The 19,345-nt window shown below is 65.7% G+C and carries 16 protein-coding genes and 1 tRNA gene; 9 read left to right on the plus strand and 8 right to left on the minus strand.

Annotated elements, in window-relative coordinates; all coding sequences use genetic code 11:
* Window positions 1-58 precede the first annotated feature (58 nt).
* A complete protein-coding gene (locus M2341_RS05795; protein WP_264584570.1) occupies window positions 59-2,131 on the plus strand; it encodes an autotransporter assembly complex protein TamA in 2,073 nt (690 codons plus the stop codon).
* Window positions 2,131-6,330 (plus strand): translocation/assembly module TamB domain-containing protein, encoded by a 4,200-nt coding sequence (locus M2341_RS05800; RefSeq protein WP_264584571.1) that lies wholly within the window; start codon window positions 2,131-2,133, stop codon window positions 6,328-6,330. The genes M2341_RS05795 and M2341_RS05800 overlap by 1 nt, the downstream gene beginning before the upstream one ends.
* Here the strand turns inward: M2341_RS05800 and M2341_RS05805 are convergent.
* The 4 genes from M2341_RS05805 to map all read right to left on the minus strand — a co-directional run bounded on the left by M2341_RS05805 (window position 6,324) and on the right by map (window position 10,771).
* Complete coding sequence (locus tag M2341_RS05805; RefSeq protein ID WP_264584572.1) at window positions 6,324-7,697, minus strand: MATE family efflux transporter; 1,374 nt, start codon at window positions 7,695-7,697, stop codon at window positions 6,324-6,326. The genes M2341_RS05800 and M2341_RS05805 overlap by 7 nt on opposite strands.
* A 176-nt stretch (window positions 7,698-7,873) precedes the next feature.
* Window positions 7,874-9,286 (minus strand): type I glutamate--ammonia ligase, encoded by a 1,413-nt coding sequence (gene glnA, locus M2341_RS05810; protein WP_181559031.1) that lies wholly within the window; start codon window positions 9,284-9,286, stop codon window positions 7,874-7,876.
* Window positions 9,287-9,348: 62 nt separating this feature from the next.
* Window positions 9,349-9,687: a P-II family nitrogen regulator gene (locus M2341_RS05815; RefSeq protein ID WP_181559032.1), complete on the minus strand. Its 339-nt coding sequence runs from the start codon at window positions 9,685-9,687 to the stop codon at window positions 9,349-9,351.
* 259 nt (window positions 9,688-9,946) lie between these two features.
* Window positions 9,947-10,771: a type I methionyl aminopeptidase gene (map, locus tag M2341_RS05820; RefSeq protein WP_264584573.1), complete on the minus strand. Its 825-nt coding sequence runs from the start codon at window positions 10,769-10,771 to the stop codon at window positions 9,947-9,949.
* A gap of 63 nt (window positions 10,772-10,834) precedes the next feature.
* On the opposite strand from map, the gene M2341_RS05825 reads away from it, so the two are divergent.
* Together M2341_RS05825 and M2341_RS05830 are read left to right on the plus strand one after the other, a co-directional pair.
* A complete protein-coding gene (locus M2341_RS05825) occupies window positions 10,835-11,347 on the plus strand; it encodes a GFA family protein (protein ID WP_264584574.1) in 513 nt (170 codons plus the stop codon).
* 65 nt (window positions 11,348-11,412) lie between these two features.
* A complete protein-coding gene (locus M2341_RS05830) occupies window positions 11,413-12,168 on the plus strand; it encodes a competence/damage-inducible protein A (protein ID WP_264584575.1) in 756 nt (251 codons plus the stop codon).
* A gap of 45 nt (window positions 12,169-12,213) precedes the next feature.
* On the opposite strand, the gene M2341_RS05835 is transcribed toward M2341_RS05830, so the two are convergent.
* The 3 genes from M2341_RS05835 to M2341_RS05845 all read right to left on the minus strand — a co-directional run bounded on the left by M2341_RS05835 (window position 12,214) and on the right by M2341_RS05845 (window position 13,813).
* The gene (locus M2341_RS05835) at window positions 12,214-13,032 is read right to left on the minus strand and encodes a hypothetical protein (RefSeq protein WP_264584576.1); all 819 of its coding nucleotides are present in this window, start codon (window positions 13,030-13,032) and stop codon (window positions 12,214-12,216) included.
* 177 nt (window positions 13,033-13,209) lie between these two features.
* Window positions 13,210-13,283: transfer RNA gene (locus tag M2341_RS05840), tRNA-Gly, on the minus strand.
* Between the two features lie 191 nt (window positions 13,284-13,474).
* Window positions 13,475-13,813 (minus strand): hypothetical protein, encoded by a 339-nt coding sequence (locus M2341_RS05845; RefSeq protein WP_264584577.1) that lies wholly within the window; start codon window positions 13,811-13,813, stop codon window positions 13,475-13,477.
* A gap of 266 nt (window positions 13,814-14,079) precedes the next feature.
* Here M2341_RS05845 and M2341_RS05850 point away from each other — a divergent pair, with 266 nt between their 5' ends.
* Together M2341_RS05850 and M2341_RS05855 are read left to right on the plus strand one after the other, a co-directional pair.
* The gene (locus M2341_RS05850) at window positions 14,080-14,727 is read left to right on the plus strand and encodes a cytochrome c oxidase assembly protein (RefSeq protein WP_264584578.1); all 648 of its coding nucleotides are present in this window, start codon (window positions 14,080-14,082) and stop codon (window positions 14,725-14,727) included.
* Complete coding sequence (locus tag M2341_RS05855) at window positions 14,724-15,221, plus strand: CopD family protein (RefSeq protein WP_264584579.1); 498 nt, start codon at window positions 14,724-14,726, stop codon at window positions 15,219-15,221. Before M2341_RS05850 ends, M2341_RS05855 begins: the two co-directional genes overlap by 4 nt.
* Here M2341_RS05855 and M2341_RS05860 read toward each other — a convergent pair.
* Window positions 15,191-15,703 carry a DUF2231 domain-containing protein gene (locus tag M2341_RS05860; protein ID WP_264584580.1) on the minus strand — a complete coding sequence of 171 codons (513 nt, stop codon included), beginning with the start codon at window positions 15,701-15,703 and terminating at the stop codon, window positions 15,191-15,193. The genes M2341_RS05855 and M2341_RS05860 overlap by 31 nt on opposite strands.
* A gap of 36 nt (window positions 15,704-15,739) precedes the next feature.
* Between M2341_RS05860 and coxB the strand changes: the two genes are divergently transcribed.
* Genes coxB through M2341_RS05875 form a run of 3 tightly spaced genes read left to right on the plus strand, consistent with a single transcriptional unit; the run spans window position 15,740 to window position 19,175 of the window.
* Complete coding sequence (gene coxB / locus M2341_RS05865; RefSeq protein WP_264584581.1) at window positions 15,740-16,396, plus strand: cytochrome c oxidase subunit II; 657 nt, start codon at window positions 15,740-15,742, stop codon at window positions 16,394-16,396.
* On the plus strand, window positions 16,393-18,846 hold the full coding sequence (gene ctaD, locus M2341_RS05870; protein WP_264584582.1) for a cytochrome c oxidase subunit I: 2,454 nt from the start codon (window positions 16,393-16,395) through the stop codon (window positions 18,844-18,846). Before coxB ends, ctaD begins: the two co-directional genes overlap by 4 nt.
* Window positions 18,843-19,175, plus strand: a complete 333-nt coding sequence (locus M2341_RS05875; protein ID WP_264584583.1) for a hypothetical protein — start codon at window positions 18,843-18,845, stop codon at window positions 19,173-19,175. Before ctaD ends, M2341_RS05875 begins: the two co-directional genes overlap by 4 nt.
* Window positions 19,176-19,345 lie beyond the last annotated feature (170 nt).

Here is a 19,345-nt window from a genome sequence, read left to right on the forward strand (position 1 = left end):
AGGCCTGATGCTGCGGCGATCGCGTTTGGGCAGGTGTTCCCGTGCAGGTGGGACTTTCATGGCGATCCTGCTGGCGGCGCAGGGCGCGCTGACGTGCGACCGCGCGCTGGCGCAAACGTCGCCCGGTCAAGCCACCCCATCGCCCGACGCCGCGCAGGACGCGCTCGATCTCGATGACATGCCCGACATCGGCCTCGACTGGCCGGACCTCGATCAGTCGGGGGAAACTCTGGCAGTGGAGGGCAGTGACGCCGGAGGAGAGGCCGAGCCCGCGCTAGCTGGCGGGCAGGGGACAGCAACGCCTGCAACGCAAGCGCCCGCCGGCACTGAGCCGGACCCCCTAGGCGGCACGGCGGGCGAAGCGGCAGCCCTTGCTGCGCTCGACCCCACCCAGCCGCTGCGTTATCAGCTCAATCTTGAAGGGCTGGATGATGCTGCCGATCCCATGTTCTACAGCCGGTTCGATGCACTATCGGCGCTGCGGACGGGGGAAGGTGACCGGGCGAGCATCGCGCAGATCCGGCGCCGGGCGCAAACCGACGAAGAACTGCTCGAAGATCTGCTGCGCACCCGGGGCTATTATGAGGGCCGGAGCCGCGCGCGCTTTGGGGTGAGTGGAGCGAGTGACCCCTATGTCCGCGTCGCGCTGCGCGCCGTCCCCGGGCAGCGCTTCGCCCTGAGCGCGGTGGAGGTGTTCGGGCTGGACGGGACGATGGCGGACGGCAAGCCGCTGCGCTCGCTCTTTCCTGTGAAGGTAGGAGACCCTGCCGACACCGATACCATATTGGCCGCGACAAGCGCGCTGCGTGTCAGCCTCGAAGAGGGCGGCTATCCATTTGCGCAGGTGCGCGAGCCGGTGCTCACTGTCGACCATCAGCAGCGTCAGGCCCTACTCAGCCTCAACGCCGATACCGGTGACTTTCTTCGCTTCGGCTCGATCCGTGTAAACGACGGCGCGCCGTTCGATGCGCGGCACGTGGCCGTCATCAGCCGCTTTTCTCCGGGCGACCCGTTCAAGCAAAGCGAACTCACCGATCTTAACCGGGCCATCGTCGCGACCGGACTGGTCTCCCAGCTCACCATCACGCCCGAAGCGCGGCCGGACCGCGAGGCGGTGGACATCGTCGTGAACATGACTCGCGCGCCGCCACGGACGATCGCCGGGGAAATCGGTTATGGCACGGGCGAAGGCGCGCGCGTGGAAGTGCGCTGGCAGCACCGCAATCTGGTGCCGCCGGAAGGGGCGGTGACGCTGCGCGGCGTGATCGGTACGCAGGAACAGAGCGCGTCCGCGATCTTCCGGCGCAACAATCTGTGGCAGCGCGATCAGGCTCTCAATGGCGAGCTCAGCATCGCCAATGTCGATCAGCCGGCTTATGACGCGCTGACCGCCGGCATCGCCGCGAGCCTGGAAAAGCACACCAACCTGATTTTCCAGAAGGAATGGACCTGGTCCGCCGGCCTTGAGCTGCGTGTCAGCGACGAGCGGCGCCTATATGAGGGGTCGCCCGATCCGGTGCGGCGCCGCTATCTCATTCTCGCCCTGCCGACGAGCCTGACCCATGATGGCAGCGACGATCTGCTCGATCCGCGCAAGGGCTTCCGCCTCGGCGGGCGCCTGTCTCCCGAACTGTCCCTGCAGGATGGCGCCTTCGGCTATGTCCGCGCGCAGATCGATGGCAGCACCTATATTCCGGTCGGCGAGCAACTGACCATCGCCGGGCGCGCGCGTCTCGGTACCATCGTCGGCGCATCGGCCGACCGCATCGCGCCGACGCGGCGCTTTTATGCCGGCGGCGGCGCCTCTGTGCGTGGCTATGCCTATCAGGCCATCGGCCCGCGCGACCTCAATAACGATCCGGTGGGCGGGCGCAGCCTCGGCGAAATCTCGCTGGAAGCGCGCTATCGCTTCGGCAGTCTCAACCAGTTCGGCATCGTGCCGTTCATAGATGCCGGCACGATCTCGCCCGATCCCCTGCCGACGATCCGCGAGATGCGTGTCGGCGCGGGCCTTGGCTTTCGCTATTACAGCAACTTCGGGCCGATCCGGATCGATGTCGGCACCCCGCTCAATCCGCAACCGGGTGACTCGCGCATCGGCGTCTATGTGTCGCTGGGGCAGGCCTTCTGATGGGCGCGCAAGACGAGCCCCTGCCGGAGGGTGCGTCGGAGCAGACGCCGCCGCCGGCCCGCCGCAAGCGCTCGCTGCTGCGCTCGGGGTTCAGCCTCTCGGTCATCCTGCTCATGGTGGCGCTGGTGGTGGCGCTCTGGGGTGGGGTGCGCTGGCTGGATAGCGAAGGTGGCCATCGCTTCATCATCCGCAAGATCGCGCAGTGGGAGGCGACCTCGGGCCTGCGCATCACCGTGGGCGCCATTGAGGGGCGTGTCTTCAACGACATGGTGCTGCGCGATGTGCGCTTTTTTGATACGCAAGGGCAGTTCGCCAGGATCGATCGCGCCGATGTGAGCTGGTATCCGCTCGGCTGGCTCTCCAACCGGCTCGATCTTGATCGGCTGCATATCCATTCGGCCGACCTTTCCCGTCGGCCTGCGCTCAAGCCCTCGACCTCGCCCAAGCAGCCGCTGCTCCCGGGGTTCGACATTCGGCTGGCGGACCTGCGGGTGGACAGGCTGGGCATCGGTCCGGCGGTGCTGGGCGAGGCGCACGTGGTCCGCGCCATCGGCAATGCCGACGTGCGCTCCGGTCGCGCGGTCATCGACCTGCTGGCGACCGCGCCGCGCACCGGCGACGTGCTGCGTGTGGCGCTGGACAGTCGCCCGGACGATCGTCGGTTCGATCTCGATGCGATTGTCGTCGGGCCACAGGGCGGCGTGATCGCGGGCACGCTGGATGCGCAGCAACCGGTGTCGCTTCGCATCCATGGCGATGGCGACTGGCGCCGCTGGAAGGGCCGGCTGACGGCCCTGACCGCCAATCGCCTTACTGCGAACGTTGCACTGACCGCAGTGGAGGGCCGCTATCGGGCGAAGGGCCCGTTGGCCTTGCTCGGCCCGCTCGAACCGCTGACCGTGCTGGGCAGCCAGCAGGCGCAGATCGAGACGGACGTGCGGTTCGACAACCGGCTGCTCTCGGGCACTGCTTCGCTGGCGATGCCAGCCGCCAAGCTGACGGCCAATGGCGGTGTGGATTTCGGCCGCAATCGTTTCGATGAGCTGCGCGTTTCTGCGGTGGTCGCGCGGCCCGGCCAGTTGGCGAAGGGCGTCGCCGGCCAGTCCGTCAATCTGCGCGCCCGGCTGTCCGGCGCATTCGATGCGATGGAGGTGGGGTATCTGCTGACCTCTGCCGAGCTGCGGCAGGGCGGGTTGGCGCTTCGCAATATCCGTCTGGAAGGCGAGGGCCGGCTGAACGGCCCGCGCGGACGCTTCCCCATCCGGCTGACGGCGCAGGCACTGACTGTCGGCCAGCGCGCTGTGGACGAGCGGCTGCGCAATCTCGTCGTTCAGAGCGTGCTGCTCAAGAATGGCGATGATCTGCGCATGGATCGCTCGGACGTGCGGGCCAGCGGTTTTCGCGGTCAGATCGAGGGGCAAGGCAATCTCGGCTCTGGGAGCTATCTTGCGAGTTTTCGCGGCGGCCTGAATGGACTGGAGATTGCCGGCCTGGGTCGGCTCGATCTCGATGCCGTGCTGCGGCTGGCCCGACCGCCGCAAGGGCAGAGCAGCTTTTCCGGCACTGCCCGCGCGACGATGCGGCGGCTCGACAATGGCTTCCTGCGCGGCCTTGGGGATGGGCTGCCAGTCATTACCAGTCAGGTCGGGCTGGCGCCGGGCGGCGGCATCGCGTTGCGCGATCTGCGGCTGGTGGCGCCCGCGCTCACCCTTGTCGGCCAAGGGCGGATCGACGGCGCTGGTCAACTCGATCTTCGCGGTCAGGGCGAGCATCGCGATTACGGTCCCCTGCAACTGGCGCTCGCCGGCAAGCCGGATCGCCCCCGGGTGGACATCACCCTCGCGCGCCCGCTGCCGGCAGTCGGCCTCGCCAATGTCCACGCGCTGCTGACCCCGGACGATCAGGGCTATGCCGTGACGGTCGAGGGCGGCTCGATGTTCGGCACCTTCGCCGCGACCGGCGCGATCCTGCTGCCACGCGGCGGCGCCGCGACGATCTCGGTGGCGGATCTGGGGGTTAGCGGCGTCACGGTGCGCGGCGATCTGGTGCCGGTCGATGGCGGCTTGCAGGGCGCCCTGTCGCTCTCCGGTCCCGCCGAGGGCGCGGTGACGCTGGGCATGGTCGATGCCGTGCAGCGCATCGGCTTCGATGTCGATCTGAGCGGGGCCAACTTCACAGGCTCGCCGGGCATCGTCATCAATCGTGGCTCGCTGGAGGGCGAAGCGCTGCTCCGTCCTGGCGCGGTGACGATCAACGCCAATGCGCAGAGTCGCGGCGTACGCGTCGGCGGCGTGCGGATCGGGCGGTTCGCCGGTGCGCTCAAGCTGATCAATGGCGAAGGAACGGCCACCCTCTCCATGAATGCGCGGACGGGGCGCAGCTTCGATCTGCAGGCGCGCGCCGGCATCGCGCCGAACCGGATCAGCATCGATCTGGATGGCTCGCTGGATGAATCGGCGATCCGGCTCGACCGGACGGCAGTGCTCAGCCGGGAAGGGGATGGCTGGCGTCTGGCGCCAGCGACCCTGCGGATGCAGCGCGGCGCCCTGCGTCTCTCCGGCTTCCTCGGCGCAACGCGCACGGAGTTGGACGCCACAATGCAGGCCGTGCCGCTGCTGCTGCTCGATCTCGCCAATGACGATCTGGGATTGGGCGGCACAATGGATGGCACGGCGCATTATGTCGCGCCGGTCGACGGGCCGCCGACCGGCAAGCTCAACCTGCGCGTCAAGGGCCTCACTCGCTCTGGCCTGGCGCTCAGCTCAGCGCCGATCGATATGGGCCTTAATGCCGAGCTGGATACGCGCCGGCTGGCAGCCCGCGCCGTGGTGGCGCGTGGCGGCAAGGTGGTCGGCCGCGCGCAGGCGCTGGTGACGCCGCTCGGCAGCGGGTCGCTGAGCCAGCGGCTGTTCCGCTCGCCCTTGCAAGCCCAGTTCCGCTATGCCGGCGATGCCGACACGCTCTGGCGGCTCACCAATGTCGAGATCGTTTCGCTGGGTGGCGATCTTCGCCTGTCCGCCAGTGCCGGCGGCACCTTGTCCGATCCGCGCATTGAAGGGACGCTCTCCACGCGCAATGGCCGCATCACCAGCCCGGTGACCGGCATGGTGATCCGCGATGTGCAGGCAAGCGGCCGGTTCAACGGATCGCAACTGTCGATTCCGGATCTCCAAGGCCGGGCCGGCAGTGGCAAGGTCACCGGCACGGCCGTGTTCGATCTCTCCGCCGAGCGCGGCATCGGCATGGATATCGCGCTGCAGGCGGATCGCGCGGTGCTGATGGACCGCGACGATGTCGGCGCGACGGTAACTGGCCCCGTACGCATCGTCTCCTCCGGCAGCGGCGGCACGATTTCGGGCAATCTGGAGGCTGTCTCCAGCCGCTTCACGCTCGGGCGCGCCAGTTCATCGACGGAAATTCCGCGTCTGCGTCTGGTGGAGATCAACCGCTCGGGCGATCAGGTGGAGCGGGCGCGGGCGGATGCGCCCTGGCGGCTGGACATTACCGCCAAGGCGCCGCGCGGGCTCATCGTCGAAGGGCTAGGGATGCAGAGCGAATGGTCGGCCGATCTCAAGATCGGCGGGCTGGCGACCGCGCCCGCCTTCTCCGGCGTGGCGACGCTGACGCGCGGCACCTATGATTTCGCGGGGCGCCGGTTCGATCTGCAGGAGGGCCGCCTGACCTTCACCGGTAGCACCCCCGTCAATCCGCGCCTCGATATCCGCGCGGTGGCGGACGTGCAGGATTTGAGCGCAACGATCAACGTGACCGGCACGAGTATGCGGCCGATCATCGCGTTCTCCAGCATTCCGGCGATGGCGCAGGATGAATTGCTCTCCCGCCTGCTGTTCGGCACGTCCATCGCCAACCTCTCGGCGCCCGAGGCGCTGCAACTCGCGTCCGCGGTGGCGGCGTTCCAGGGCGGGGGTGGTGGCCTCGATCCGATCAACGCCGTCCGCCGCGCGACTGGCCTCTCGCGCCTGCGGGTGCTGGCCGCCGATACCACGACGGGACGGCAAACCTCGATCGCGGCCGGCAAGAATATCGGCGAGCATCTCTATGTCGAGCTGATTACAGACGGGCAGGGCTATAGCGCCACCAGCATCGAATATCAGATCACCCGCTGGCTGGCCTTGATCTCGACGGTCTCCACCATCGGCCGCCAGAGCGCCGCGGCGCGGATCTCAAAGGACTACTGAGCCGGGGTTGGCGCGGTCAGGCGCCGGCGCCAGCTGCCGTGGCGGAACCAGTAGAGGCAGAGCAGGGCCGCCGCGACATTGGCGATCGGGTAGCTCCACCACACGCCTGCGATGCCCCAGGGGGTGGCATAGGCGATCAGATAGGCTGCGGGCATCTGAAACCCCCATTGCATGATGATCGAGATGATCATGGAGTGGCTCGGGCTGCCGGCGCCCCGGAACGCGCCGAGCAAGGCCTGCGGCACAGTCAGTACGCCCAGAAAGGGGAAGTAGACATAGGCGAAGGTCGAGGCGAGGGCGATCACATCTGATTCGCCCGGCGCCAGCGCGGCCATCATCGCTGGCACGAATGGCAAGTTCATGAGGCCGATGAGCGTCATGCCGCAAAAGCCGAGCCAGGCCGAGAGGCGCGCAGCCTGCTCCGCGCGCTCGGTGAGGCCGGCGCCGATATTCTGGCCGACCACGGCGGCGGTCGCGATGGAGAGGCCGAGCATCGGCGTGAACCAGAAGAATAGCGGCCGCGTCCCCACGCCATAAGCGGCGAGGCCGAGCGTGCCGAAGCTGGCGGCCAGGGCCATGAGCAGCACCGAGCTGAAGGTGCGGATCGCCTGCTCGATGGAGGCCGGCAGGCCGAGCCCCAGCGCCAGGCGGATATGCGACCAGTCCGGCCGAAAATGCCGGGCCCGCACATGCAGGACGGATCGCCCTGAGAGCATGTGACGGAGCAGCACCAGCAGCGCGCCGATCTGTACGATCACCGTCGCCAGCGCAGCCCCGGCAATGCCCAGGGCGGGAAACGGCCCGATGCCGAAGATCAGCAGCGGATCGATCAGTGCATTGGCGATGACGCTGCCGATCTGCACGCGCATGGCAAAGCGCACCTCGCCGGCGGCCTGCAACATCGCCTGCATGGCCATGAAGCCAAACATCGGCACCATGCCGATGAAGCGGACGTGCAGATAATCGGTTGCCCGCGCATGGATCGCCGGTTCCACACCGATCAGGGTGAGCACGGCCGACGCCGACAAGGCGCCCGCGAGGGTGAAGGCCAGCGCGACGATGCCGACCATCAGCAGGGTCTGCGCCGCGACATGATCGAGCGCTTCCATCCGCCGCGCGCCCATATTCTGCGCGATGAGCACCGCGCCGGCAGTCGACAGGCCGGAACCTAGGCCGATCAGCACGAAGAACAGCGGCCCGCTGGCGGTCACAGCGGCAATCGCGGCCTCGCCGAGCCGGCCAACCCAGAAGGCGTTGACGATATCGAAGCTGGCCTGCGCGAGATTGGTGACGGTGATCGGCCAGGCCACCCGCAGCAGCACCGTGAGCAGCCGCCCTTCCGTCATCGAGACGCTTCTGCCGCCCATTGTCGCGCGATCCTCCCCCAGCTTCGCTCAGGCCTAGAGAGCGGCCCTGCGGATGACAAGCGACGATGATTGGCGCGCCCTATGCGTGAAGTCGGCGTGGGTCATCGGCATTCACCCACAACAAAAGGCCCGGGATCTTCCGATCCCGGGCCTTCCGTTTCGCTTAATCCTGAAGATCAGGAGCTGTAGTACATGTCGAACTCGACCGGGCTGGGCGCCATTTCCCAGCGGTACACTTCCGGCCACTTCAGCTCGATATAGGCGTCGATCTGGTCCTTGGAGAACACGTCGCCCTTGAGCAGGAAGTCGTGGTCGGCTTCCAGGCTGTTCAGCGCTTCACGCAGCGAGGCGCAAACCGTGGGGACCTGGCTCAGCTCTTCGGGCGGCAGGTCGTAGAGGTTCTTGTCCATCGCCTCGCCGGGATGGATCTTGTTCTCGATGCCGTCGAGGCCGGCCATCAGCAGCGCGGCGTAGCACAGATAGGGGTTGGCCATCGCGTCGGGGAAGCGGAACTCGACGCGCTTCGCCTTGGCGCCCGAACCGTAAGGAATACGGCAGGAGGCCGAGCGGTTGCGAGCCGAATAGGCCAGAAGCACGGGCGCCTCGAAGCCGGGGACCAGACGCTTGTAGCTGTTGGTCGTCGGGTTGGTGAAGGCGTTAAGCGCCTTGGCGTGCTTGATGACGCCGCCGATGAAGTAGAGGCACATGTCGGACAGGCCGGCATAGCCGTTACCAGCGAACAGCGGATTGCCCTTGTCCCAGATCGAGATGTGGGTGTGCATGCCCGAGCCGTTGTCCTGCGCGATCGGCTTGGGCATGAACGTGGCGCTCTTGCCATAGGCCTGGGCGACCATCATCACGACATACTTGTAGATCTGCATGCGGTCAGCGGTGGTGACGAGCGTGCCGAAGGTGAGGCCCAGCTCGTGCTGCGCAGCGGCCACCTCATGGTGGTGCTTGTCGCAGGGCAGACCCATTTCGAGCATGGTCGTGACCATCTCGGCGCGGATGTCCGTGCAGGGATCGACCGGAGCGACCGGGAAGTAGCCGCCCTTGGCGCGCGGACGGTGGCCGAGGTTGCCGGCCTCATATTCGCGGCCGGTGTTGGTCGGCAGCTCGATGTCGTCGATCTTGTAGAAGGACTCGTTGTAGTCCGTGTTGAAGCGGACGTCGTCGAACATGAAGAACTCGGCTTCTGGCCCCACATACACGGTGTCGCCGAAACCGGCGGCCTTCACATAGGCCTCGGCGCGCACGGCGGTCGAGCGCGGATCGCGGCCGTAGAGTTCGCCGCTCGAAGGCTCGACGATGTTGCAGAACAGGATCATCATCGGCGTCGCGCTGAATGGATCGACATAGACCGCGTCCAGATCGGGCTTGAGGATCATGTCGGACTCGTTGATCGCCTTCCAGCCCTCGATGGAGCTGCCGTCGAACATGAGGCCTTCCTCAAGCTCGTCCTCGCCCAGCACGCCGGCGCACATGGTCAGGTGCTGCCACTTGCCCTTGGGATCGGTAAAGCGCAGATCGACCCATTCGATCTCCTTTTCCTCGATCATCTTGAGGATGTCTTTGGGCGTATTGGCCATGAGGATGTTACCTTCTCTTTGGTCTGAGTTGTTGCGGGTCTTCGGTCAGCGAACGGAAACGGTCAGATGGCAGCTTCGTCGAGCTCGCCGGTGCGGATGCGCACGGCCTTTTCGACGGGGATGACGAAGATCTTGCCGTCGCCGATGCGGCCCGTCTGTGCGGCGCTGGAGATGGCATCGACCACGCGATCGACGATCTCGTCCGCCACCACCACTTCGAGCTTCACCTTCGGCAGGAAGTCCACGACATATTCGGCGCCGCGATAAAGCTCGGTGTGACCCTTCTGTCGCCCGAAGCCCTTCGCCTCCGTGACGGTGATTCCGGATACGCCGACTTCGTGCAGCGCTTCCTTCACATCATCCAGCTTGAACGGCTTGATGATTGCTTCCACCTTCTTCATGTCAAACGCACCCCTTTGTTTCGCGGTTTGATTGCGGACCACGACATGCTGCCCGGACGATTTCGACCCAGGCGACATGCGCGACCGCGCAGGAAATCGGACGCTACAGCGCCCGTTCGCGAATCACCAGCGAAGCATTGGACACTTTGCGACGACTTGTCGATATTGCCCGGATTTCGGGCATTTTGGGCAGCAGTTGCCCAAATAATAGGCACCGATCTGCGCCTATTGAAACACCAGCACCGGATAGCGACCAGCTTCAATAAGGCGGGCGGTGCAAACCCTTGGGGCTGAGCGTGAAAATCTCGCAGCCATCCTCGGTAATGCCGATCGAATGCTCGAACTGCGCCGAGAGCGAGCGGTCGCGCGTGACCGCCGTCCAGCCATCCTCGAGCATCTTCACGGTCGGCTTGCCGGCATTGATCATCGGCTCGATGGTGAAGATCATGCCCGGCCGCAATTCGGGGCCGGTGCCGGGCCGCCCGACGTGGATGACCTCGGGCGCGTCATGGAACACCCGGCCGAGGCCGTGGCCGCAGAAATCCCGCACCACGCCATAGCGATGCCGCTCGGCATAGCTCTGGATCGCATGGCCGATGTCGCCGAGATGATTGCCCGGCTTGGCCTGCTCGATGCCGAGCATCAGGCAGTCATAAGTCACGTCGACCAGGCGCCGCGCCTTCACCGGCACATCGCCGACCAGGTACATGCGGCTGGTGTCGCCATGCCAGCCATCGACCAACGGGGTCACGTCGATGTTGACGATGTCGCCGTCCTTGAGCGGCTTGTCGCCCGGCATCCCGTGGCAGATCACATTGTTGAGGCTGATGCAGCAGCTATAGGCATAGCCGTGATAGCCCAGTGTCGCGGGGACGGCGCCGGCATCCAGCATCATCTGGCGGATTAAATCATCGATGTCGGAGGTCTTCGCGCCCGGCACGACCAGTGGTACGATCGCATCGAGAATCTCGGCGGCCAGCCGCCCCGCCTTGCGCATTCCGGCAAAGCCCTCCGGGCCATGCAGCTTGATGGCGGAGGTGCGGACGTTCTGGGTTTCGGCGGTCGGCGTGAGATAGGTCGTCATCCGCTCCATATAGGGGGAGGCGTGCGGAAAGGCGATAGGCTTGCCAGGGGAAGGGGGGACGCAATGCAGGACGCTGCCGAAATAGCCGGAGGGGACCTCAGCGGAGGCTGCGCGTGCGGCGCGGCGCGCTATCGCGTTTCGCGCGCGCCGATCTTCGTGAACAATTGCCACTGCCGGCGCTGCCAGGTGCAGACGGGGTCGACGTCGGTCGTCAACATGTTCTTGGAAGCGGAATGCGTGGACCTCTTGAGCGGAAGGCTCAGCGAGCATGTCGTAAAGGCAGGCAGTGGCGGCGACCACATCATCTGCCGTTGCACTGCATGCGGCACGGCGCTCTGGAGCTATTATCCCCGGCTGGGCAGGCTCGGCGCGGGGGTGCGGGTCGGCACGCTGGACGACCCTGCGCGGGTGAAGCTGGACGCAGTGATCTTCACCGCCAGCAAAATGCCATGGACGGCGCTGCCCGAGGATATCCCGTGCTTTGAGGCTACCTACAATCCGGCGGAACTCCTCCCGCCCGACCGTTTCTCGCGCCTTGAGGTGCTCATCGCCCAGCGCGCGGCTGGCGGCGGATGACAGCGCCGGGCAGAAATTTTCCGGTCTCGCTTGGCGCGATGCGGCGCCGGGTCTAAAGCCGGGCCATGAGCGAACGCATCTGGACTGCCGCCCTTCTCGTGATTGGCGACGAGATTCTTTCTGGTCGCACGCAGGACCGCAATGTGGCGCAGATCGGCACCTGGCTGAACGTGCAGGGCATCCGCCTGCGGGAAGTGCGCGTGGTGGGCGATGATGCGGCGGCGATCGGCGAGGCGGTGAATATTCTGCGCGCGCGCAACGATTATCTTTTTACCACGGGCGGCATCGGCCCCACGCACGACGATATCACGGTCGATTCCATCGCGGCTGCCTTGGGCGTGCCCGTGGTCGTCCATCCCGAAGCGCGTGCAATTCTGGAAGCCTATTACGCCTCGCGGGGCGGCATCAACGAGGCGCGGCTGCGCATGGCGCGCGTGCCGGAGGGCGCCGCGCTGATCCCGAATCATTATTCCGGCGCCCCGGGTATTCGGGTCGGCAACATCTTCATCATGGCCGGCGTGCCGCACATCACGGCAGGGATGCTCGCGGAACTGACCGGCAAGCTCGAGGGCGGCGCGCCACTGCTCTCGCGCACGATTGGCTGCAATGTCGCCGAAAGCGAAATTGCTGATCAACTCGCCCAGATCGAGCGGCGGCACGAGGGGTGCCAGATCGGCAGCTATCCCTTCTTCCGCGAAGGCAAGGTCGGCGCCAATTTCGTGGTCCGCGCTACCGATCAGGCGCGGCTCGATGCCTGTGTGGACGATCTCAACGCGGCGCTGGTCGCGGCGGGTTTTCAGCCGGTCGACGGCGGTATCTGACACACAGAGGGCGGCCCGCGCCTGGCGGTGATGCGGGGGCGTGCTCTATCCCGCATATTCCGTCGCGCGAACGAACATCCGCACGAGACGCTGGCGAAGGGTCTGCCTTCGGTCGAAGTTGTCGACGGTAGCCGAGCGCGCGAGATCCCCGCAACGCCCCGAGAACTGCACTGCCCCGGCGTCCTCGGCGCAGCGCGCGAGCCAGCCGGCCGATGTGGCGACCGCGCGGTCATGGATCGTCAGCGCGCGGGTGCAGAGCGCAGGCATGTCGTCGGTGCAGCCCATCGCGAAGGCCAGATAAGCGATATAGTCGGGCGCCCACACATCGTCGGAGACGCCCATCGCATCAGCGTCTGGAATGTCATCCGCGAGGATTTCGCAGCCATTTCCGTCGATGAATGGGCTATCATTGTGGAGGAAGCAGGCGCGGGACAGGATGTTGAAGGCCCGGTCCAACTGTGGTTGGCCGGCCAGACCCCTGCGGTAGATGATGCCCAGATATTTGCAGGCATAAGGGCCAATCCCGATGTCGGATGAATCGCAGACGCGGGCCATTTTTTCCTGCGCGGCGCCATAGTTGCGCAGCGTGGTATTCAGAAAATAGATCTTGCCGGCTTCGTAGCACCCGCCCATCTGAATGCCCGCGGCGCAGGAGGCTTCGTAAGCGACGAGAGCGGCGCGTGCATCGCCCCGCCGTTCCGCCGCGACGCCGGCCTGCCAGCAACTGTCCACGTTCGAGTCTTTCACGCAGGCAGCGGAAGACTGCTCGCCCCCGGACGAGGCCTGCGCCGGCTGGGCCGTCGCTGCGCTCGAGAGAAACATCGCGCCGATCATCATGACGAGGGCTGCCAGCACTGATCGCATCTTTGTCTCCCGAACAGACGAACGGGACGCCATCATTCAGGAGGCGGCCGTCATGCGCTGCATTTGCCGACCTCCGCTGCGTGGATCAAGCGCCGTGGAGCGGCTACCCCCAAATGCATCGGGCGAGCGGGAAAATCCAACCGGTTCGGTGGGTTAATGCTGGTGGGAGTTGGAAGCTGGAGCGGGTGAGGGGAATCGAACCCCCGTCGTCAGCTTGGGAAGCTGCTGCTCTACCATTGAGCTACACCCGCTAATCAGGCGTTTCGCGCTGATCAGGCCGCCCCTGTTGCATCGTTTTGGCAACCGCGGCGGCGGCGACGCCTATGGCATAGGCTCGTCATAGCGTCAATTTGTGAACGACGCGACTCGGCGCCTGACACTGCGGCTGGGGAAACGCATGAGCAGCCAAGTTACGGTCGCGAAAGGTCGGGCTTGAACGGTATCAACTTCGCTCAGAATCGACCGGCTGCTTGCCGGCTGCTCTGTTAGCAATACCGAAACATCCGAAGTCGACCTCAGCCAGGTTACTTTCACGTTTGATCAAGACGAGCGCTCTGTGCACCGCGACCATCTTGCGACGTCCCTCGACGAGATTTGATAGAGCGGCAGACATATCATCCAACAGCTTTTGAAAGCGCGCCGGCTCAATCACCGTGGTACGTTTGGTTTCGAGGATACTTGTCGTCAGCCGCGCCAGATCGAGCAGGGCCAGGTCCGTACTGTTGAAGGCGGTTTCGATGTCGGCCGCAATGGTGCGACCGCCGGCTTCAGAAATGTCCATAAATCCTCCGAGATGCAGATGTACCGGGTGACGCCGCCAGTGTTAGCCTGGGAACCTTTTCTCGCAAGTGTGCTGCCAGCTCCAGCGGGCGGGAACCCTCACGGATTGGCGGCGTTGGTTCAATTGGTCTGGCATGTGGCGGCGGGGATGCTGCTCAACTCCTCCTGGGACCTTTTCGGGGAAGTATAATCGTCACGAATATCCCTTATTGTGGCGCACCACCGGATCCGAGCCGGCTTCTACTCAGCTGGAACTTCGACCCCTGGTTGTTGGCCGCCATGCTGGGCGGGACGATCCTGCTGCTCGCGACCGTCGGGCGACAGCGGCCCGGTCTCGTCGCCGCCGGTTGCGGCATTCTGCTGGTCGCGTTTGTATCGCCGCTCTGTGCCCTCGCTAGCGCATTGTTCTCCGCGAGAACCGTGCACCACATTCTGCTGGTCGCCTGCGCGGCGCCGGTCTTCGCGCTTCTTTTGCCACGCGGGCGCTCCGGCAGCGCGGCGCTGCCCCTCGCCGCATCCACGGGCACGCTCTGGCTTTGGCACATTCCCGCTTTCTACACGGCGGCGCTCAATGATCATGCCCTGTACTGGCTGATGCAGATTTCCCTGCTCGGCACCGCCATCTGGTTCTGGCACGCGATACTCTCGGCGCGCGCGGCATGGCCGGCGGCGATGGTCACGCTTGCCGCTGGCGTGGGGCAGATGGGCCTGCTGGGCGCGCTGATCACCTTCGCGCCGCGCGTGCTTTATCCCCATCACCGCATCGCACCCCTGGCCTATGGGATCGATCCCTTGCACGATCAGCAGCTTGCCGGGTTGATCATGTGGGTGCCGGCGATGCTGCCTTATGCCGTGATCGCCGGATTGATCGCGCGCCGCCCCTGGAGTGATGGCTGGCGGTGGACGCCCGCGTGACAGCGTGGATCCCGCTCATCAAGGGATTGCACATCGCTGCGATCCTGTTGTGGACCGCCGGCCTGATCGCCTTGCCGCTGCTGTTGGCGCAGCATGAGCGCGGGCAGGGCCAGCAGGCGTATCAGCGCATCCGCCGCTTCTCCCATTATGGCTATACCCATTTGCTGACGCCGGCTGCGGTGATCGCGGTTTCGGCCGGAACGGCATTGCTGTTCCTGCGCGAAGTGTTCGTGCCGTGGATGTTCACCAAGCTGCTGTTCGTGGGGCTGCTGGTCGGGCTGCACGCCTGGATCGGCAATCTCGTCGTGCGGATGGGCGAGCATGGCAATCAGCGTCAGCCCTCGCCGATCCTGCCGCTGGTGCTGCTCGCCCTCCTTCTGTGCGCGGCGATCTTTGCGATCGTGCTGAGCAAGCCTTCTATCGACCTGACCATGCCGGATTGGCTGACGACGCCGCGCGGCCGTCAATTGCCGGTCGACGAGGTGCCGATTTGATAGTCAAACACCAGCTTGCCGCCATGCCACCCGGCAAAGGCCACGAAAATGGCCGACAGCACGGAGAGCAGCAGGCCATAAGGGAGCACGGCGGATTCGTAGCCGGACAGCCGATAGCCCCAATTGGCGCCGAGGATGGACAGCAAGGTGATCGCGACGATGAAGTGCGTCCAGCTTGCCGCCCGGGCGCGAATACCCGGCACGCTAAGCAGCTCCACCGTTCCGGAAAGGCCGGCGAGCAGGCCCATCAGAAAGGCCATGCCGGTGCTCCACAGCGCCGCGCGCGCCCAGAAGCCGTCTCCGGTCCACCAGTAGAAGAGATCGGCGCCCAGCGCGCAGGCCGCGAGGCCGATCGGGAACGAGACGAGCATGGCGTGAACGGGGTGGCCGGACACCGCGATTTTCGATTCGGCGTCATCGAAGGAGGGGTTCGCGCTGATTGGGTCGGTCAGCGCATCTTCGCGCTGTTCGGTGCTGGGCATGGCCGTCCTTTACGCTGTCTGCGCTCTCGGGTCATAATGCCCGGCGCGGCGTTTTTCTCCAGCGGCTGTGCCGGCCGCTACTCGACGCTAGAGCCCGCAGGGCCGGCGGCGGATGCTATCGCGTCCTTGTGGTGGGTCATGCTGGCCGGGGCGGTGGCAATCCTTGTGCTGGTCTGCGCGCTGCTCGCGCTCGCCTTTCGAGGCGGCTCACTGGAGCGCCCGACCTCGGCCAAGCGGTGGATCATCGGCGGCGGGCTCATCTTCCCGTCCGTCGTTCTCGTCGCGCTGCTGGCTTATGGTCTGGTCATTGGCGAGCGGCTGCTGCCGCGCAACGATGCGCAGACCCTGCGCGTCGTTGCCGAAGCGAGCCGATGGCAGTGGACCTTCACGCAGCCCGGTCGCACCGGCGATGTCGTCACGCAGGATGTGCTCAACATCCCCGCCGGCCGACCGGTGGATATCGAACTGCGGACGCTCGACGTCATTCACGCTTTCTGGGTGCCGCGCCTCGCGGGCAAGATGGACGCCATTCCCGGCCACCGCAATGTCCTGCGCATCGAGGCCAACGTGCCGGGCGTCTATCATGGCCTGTGCGCCGAGTTTTGCGGCCCGGGGCACACGGGTCACGCTTTCCGCGTCGTCGCGCATGATCCAGCGGGCTGGGCGCGCTTTGTGGCGGGGGACGGGCAGTGAAGGCGCTCCAGCTTCATCGTGCCCTAGAGCGCATCTGGGGAACGCCGCGCGGCTGGCGGGGCACCATCTCGACGGTCAATCACAGCGTGATCGGCGTGCGATTGATGGTAACCGCCTTCATCTTCTTCCTGATCGGCGGTCTGCTGGCGATGCTGATCCGCGCCCAGCTGGCGACGCCGGGCAGCGCCTTCGTCGGGCCGGATATCTACAACCAGCTGTTCACGATGCATGGCAGCATCATGATGTTCCTGTTCGCGATCCCGATGTTCGAAGGGTTCGCGATGTACATGCTCCCCAAGATGTTGGGCGCGCGCGATCTCGCCTTCCCGCGTATCACGGCCTATGGCTGGTGGTGCTATCTGTTCGGCGGCACGATGCTGATCGTGGCGATGCTGTTGGGCGTCGCGCCCGATGCCGGCTGGTTCATGTACACGCCGCTCTCGTCCAAGCCCTATTCGCCGGGCATCAATTCCGACTTCTGGCTGCTTGGCATCACCTTTGTTGAGATTTCCGCGATGGTGACGGCGGTCGATATCGTCGTCTCGATCCTCAAATTGCGGGCGCCCGGCATGTCGCTGGATCGGATGCCGCTATTTGCCTGGTACATGCTGGTGACGGCGCTGATGATGTTGATCGGCTTCCCGCCGCTCATCCTCGGCTCCATCCTGCTCGAACTGGAACGCGCGTTCGGCTGGCCGTTCTTCGATGCGGCGCGCGGCGGGGACTCCCTGCTGTGGCAGCATCTTTTCTGGCTGTTCGGCCACCCGGAGGTCTACATCATCTTCCTGCCGGCCGCCGGCGCGATCTCGACCATCCTGCCGGTCATGGCGCGGACCCGCATCCTTGGATATGGCTGGATCGTCGCGGCGATCCTGGCGCTCGGCTTCCTGAGTTTCGGGCTGTGGGTCCACCACATGTTCACCGTCGGTATTCCCCATATGGCGCTGGCTTTCTTCTCCGCCGCCTCGACCCTGGTGGCGGTGCCGACCGGGGTGCAGATCTTTGCCTGGCTGGGCACGCTATGGGCCGGCCGGCCGCAAATGAAGCTGCCGATGCTGTACCTGATCGGCTTCTTCGTCACCTTCGTGATGGGCGGGTTGACCGGCGTGATGGTCGCCATGGTGCCGTTCAACTGGCAGGCGCATGACAGCGCCTTCGTCACCGCGCATCTCCATTATGTGCTGTTCGGTGGCTTCGTCTTCCCGATGCTGGCGGCGGCCTATTACTGGCTCGGGCATTTTACGGGGCGGCAGCATAGCTACACGCTCGGCAAGGCGGCCTTCTGGCTGATCTTCACCGGCTTTCACCTGACCTTTTTCCTGATGCATCTGGTCGGCCTGCTCGGCCAGCCCCGCCGCATCGACAGCTATCCCGAGGGGCTCGGCTGGACGGGCTATAATCTGCTCTCGTCGGTCGGCGGCTTTGTGATGGCGACCGGCGTGGCGCTGTTCGTCATCGACATTGCGCTGCAGATTTTCCACGCGCCGCGCACCCGCCGCAACCCGTGGAATGCGGGCACGCTGGAATGGGCGATGATGCTGCCGCCGCCATCCTACAACATCGCGAGCCTGCCCCATGTCGATGACCGCGAGCCGCTCGAAAAGGCGCCCGACCTTGCGCTTTCGCTGGCGCGCGGGGAGGGCTATCTCGCCGAGCCGCGCCATGGTTGGCGCGAGACGCTGGCCGTGGACACGGCAAGCGGGCGGGTGGAGCACATCGTCGTCCTGCCGGGCAACACGACGCTGCCTTTGTGGACGGCGATGGTTACCGGCAGCTTCTTCCTGCTGATGCTGTTCAAGCTCTACATCTTGACGCCGGTGCCGCTCATCCTGCTGGCGGCGCTTGGCTGGCGCTGGGCGTGGCTCCTTGGCGACAAGCAGGTTCGCGGCGCGCTGCCCATCGGACATGGGGTCGAGGCGCCGCCCCATGCCGAGATAGGCGGATCGCCCGGCTGGTGGGGCAGCGTGTTCCTGCTGTTCGCCAACGGCACCTTCTTCGGCGCGCTCCTGTTCGGCCATGCCTTTCTCTGGATCATCGCCCCGAACTGGCCCCCGCCGGCGCTCGTCCTGCCTTCCCTCCCGATTTTGCTGGCGGGACTCGCGGGGGCGGGGGTGGCTATGCTGTTCGGCCGCCGCCTGCGCGATGTTGCCATTGCCGGGAGTGGGCTGGCGACGTTGCTGGCTGCGTTGATCGTGACGGCCTGGCTGCTGGCCCCCCCGCCCGCGCTGCATGCTTATGGGGCGGTGGTGGCCGTGCTGCTCGGCTATGCCATACTCCATGGAGCACTCGCTCTGCTGATCGGCCTGTTCGTCTGGCAACGGCGTCGGGCAGGATATGTGGCCGCCACCCATGGTGCCGAGCCCAGGATCGCACGGCTCTGGGCGGATTATGCCATTGCCGTCTGCGCCATTACCCTCGCATGCACCCATCTTCCCGGACTGCTGGCATGACCGCGCTGTTCCGAGCGATGGCAGGGCTGATCGCCTGGGCGGCGGCCTTCGCGCTGCTATATGCCGTGCAGGGCCTCGCCTGCGCCTGGGGCTGGGACGATGCCGGCCTCGCCAGCGTGAGCGCCGCGCGGGTGGTGCTGGTCGTCATCTACCTGGTTTCGGTCGGCGCGGCGGCATGGCTATGCTGGGTCTTTCGGCCCCAACCGGTTCGACCCGAGTCCAGCCGCATGGACCTGCTCGCCTGGCTGGCCTTTGCCAGCGCCGTCACCGGTCTAGTCAGCATCTTATATACCGGCATACCGGTCCTCACCGCGACCATCTGCACGTGAGGACTCGCCCTGACGGGAGGAGGCCGCCGCCGGACGCGCTCTCGACGCTGGCCCCTCAGGGCGACCTTGATCGAGCCGGACATTCGCCGGGCTGATCTGGAAATCCGTGACTTTTCCGACCTTCAGCGCGTGACAAGCGCGCGAAACGCCCCTTATGGTGGCCCCGCTCC

It is taken from the genome of Sphingobium sp. B7D2B (assembly GCF_025961895.1).
In the GTDB taxonomy this organism is placed as follows: Bacteria; Pseudomonadota; Alphaproteobacteria; order Sphingomonadales; family Sphingomonadaceae; genus Sphingobium.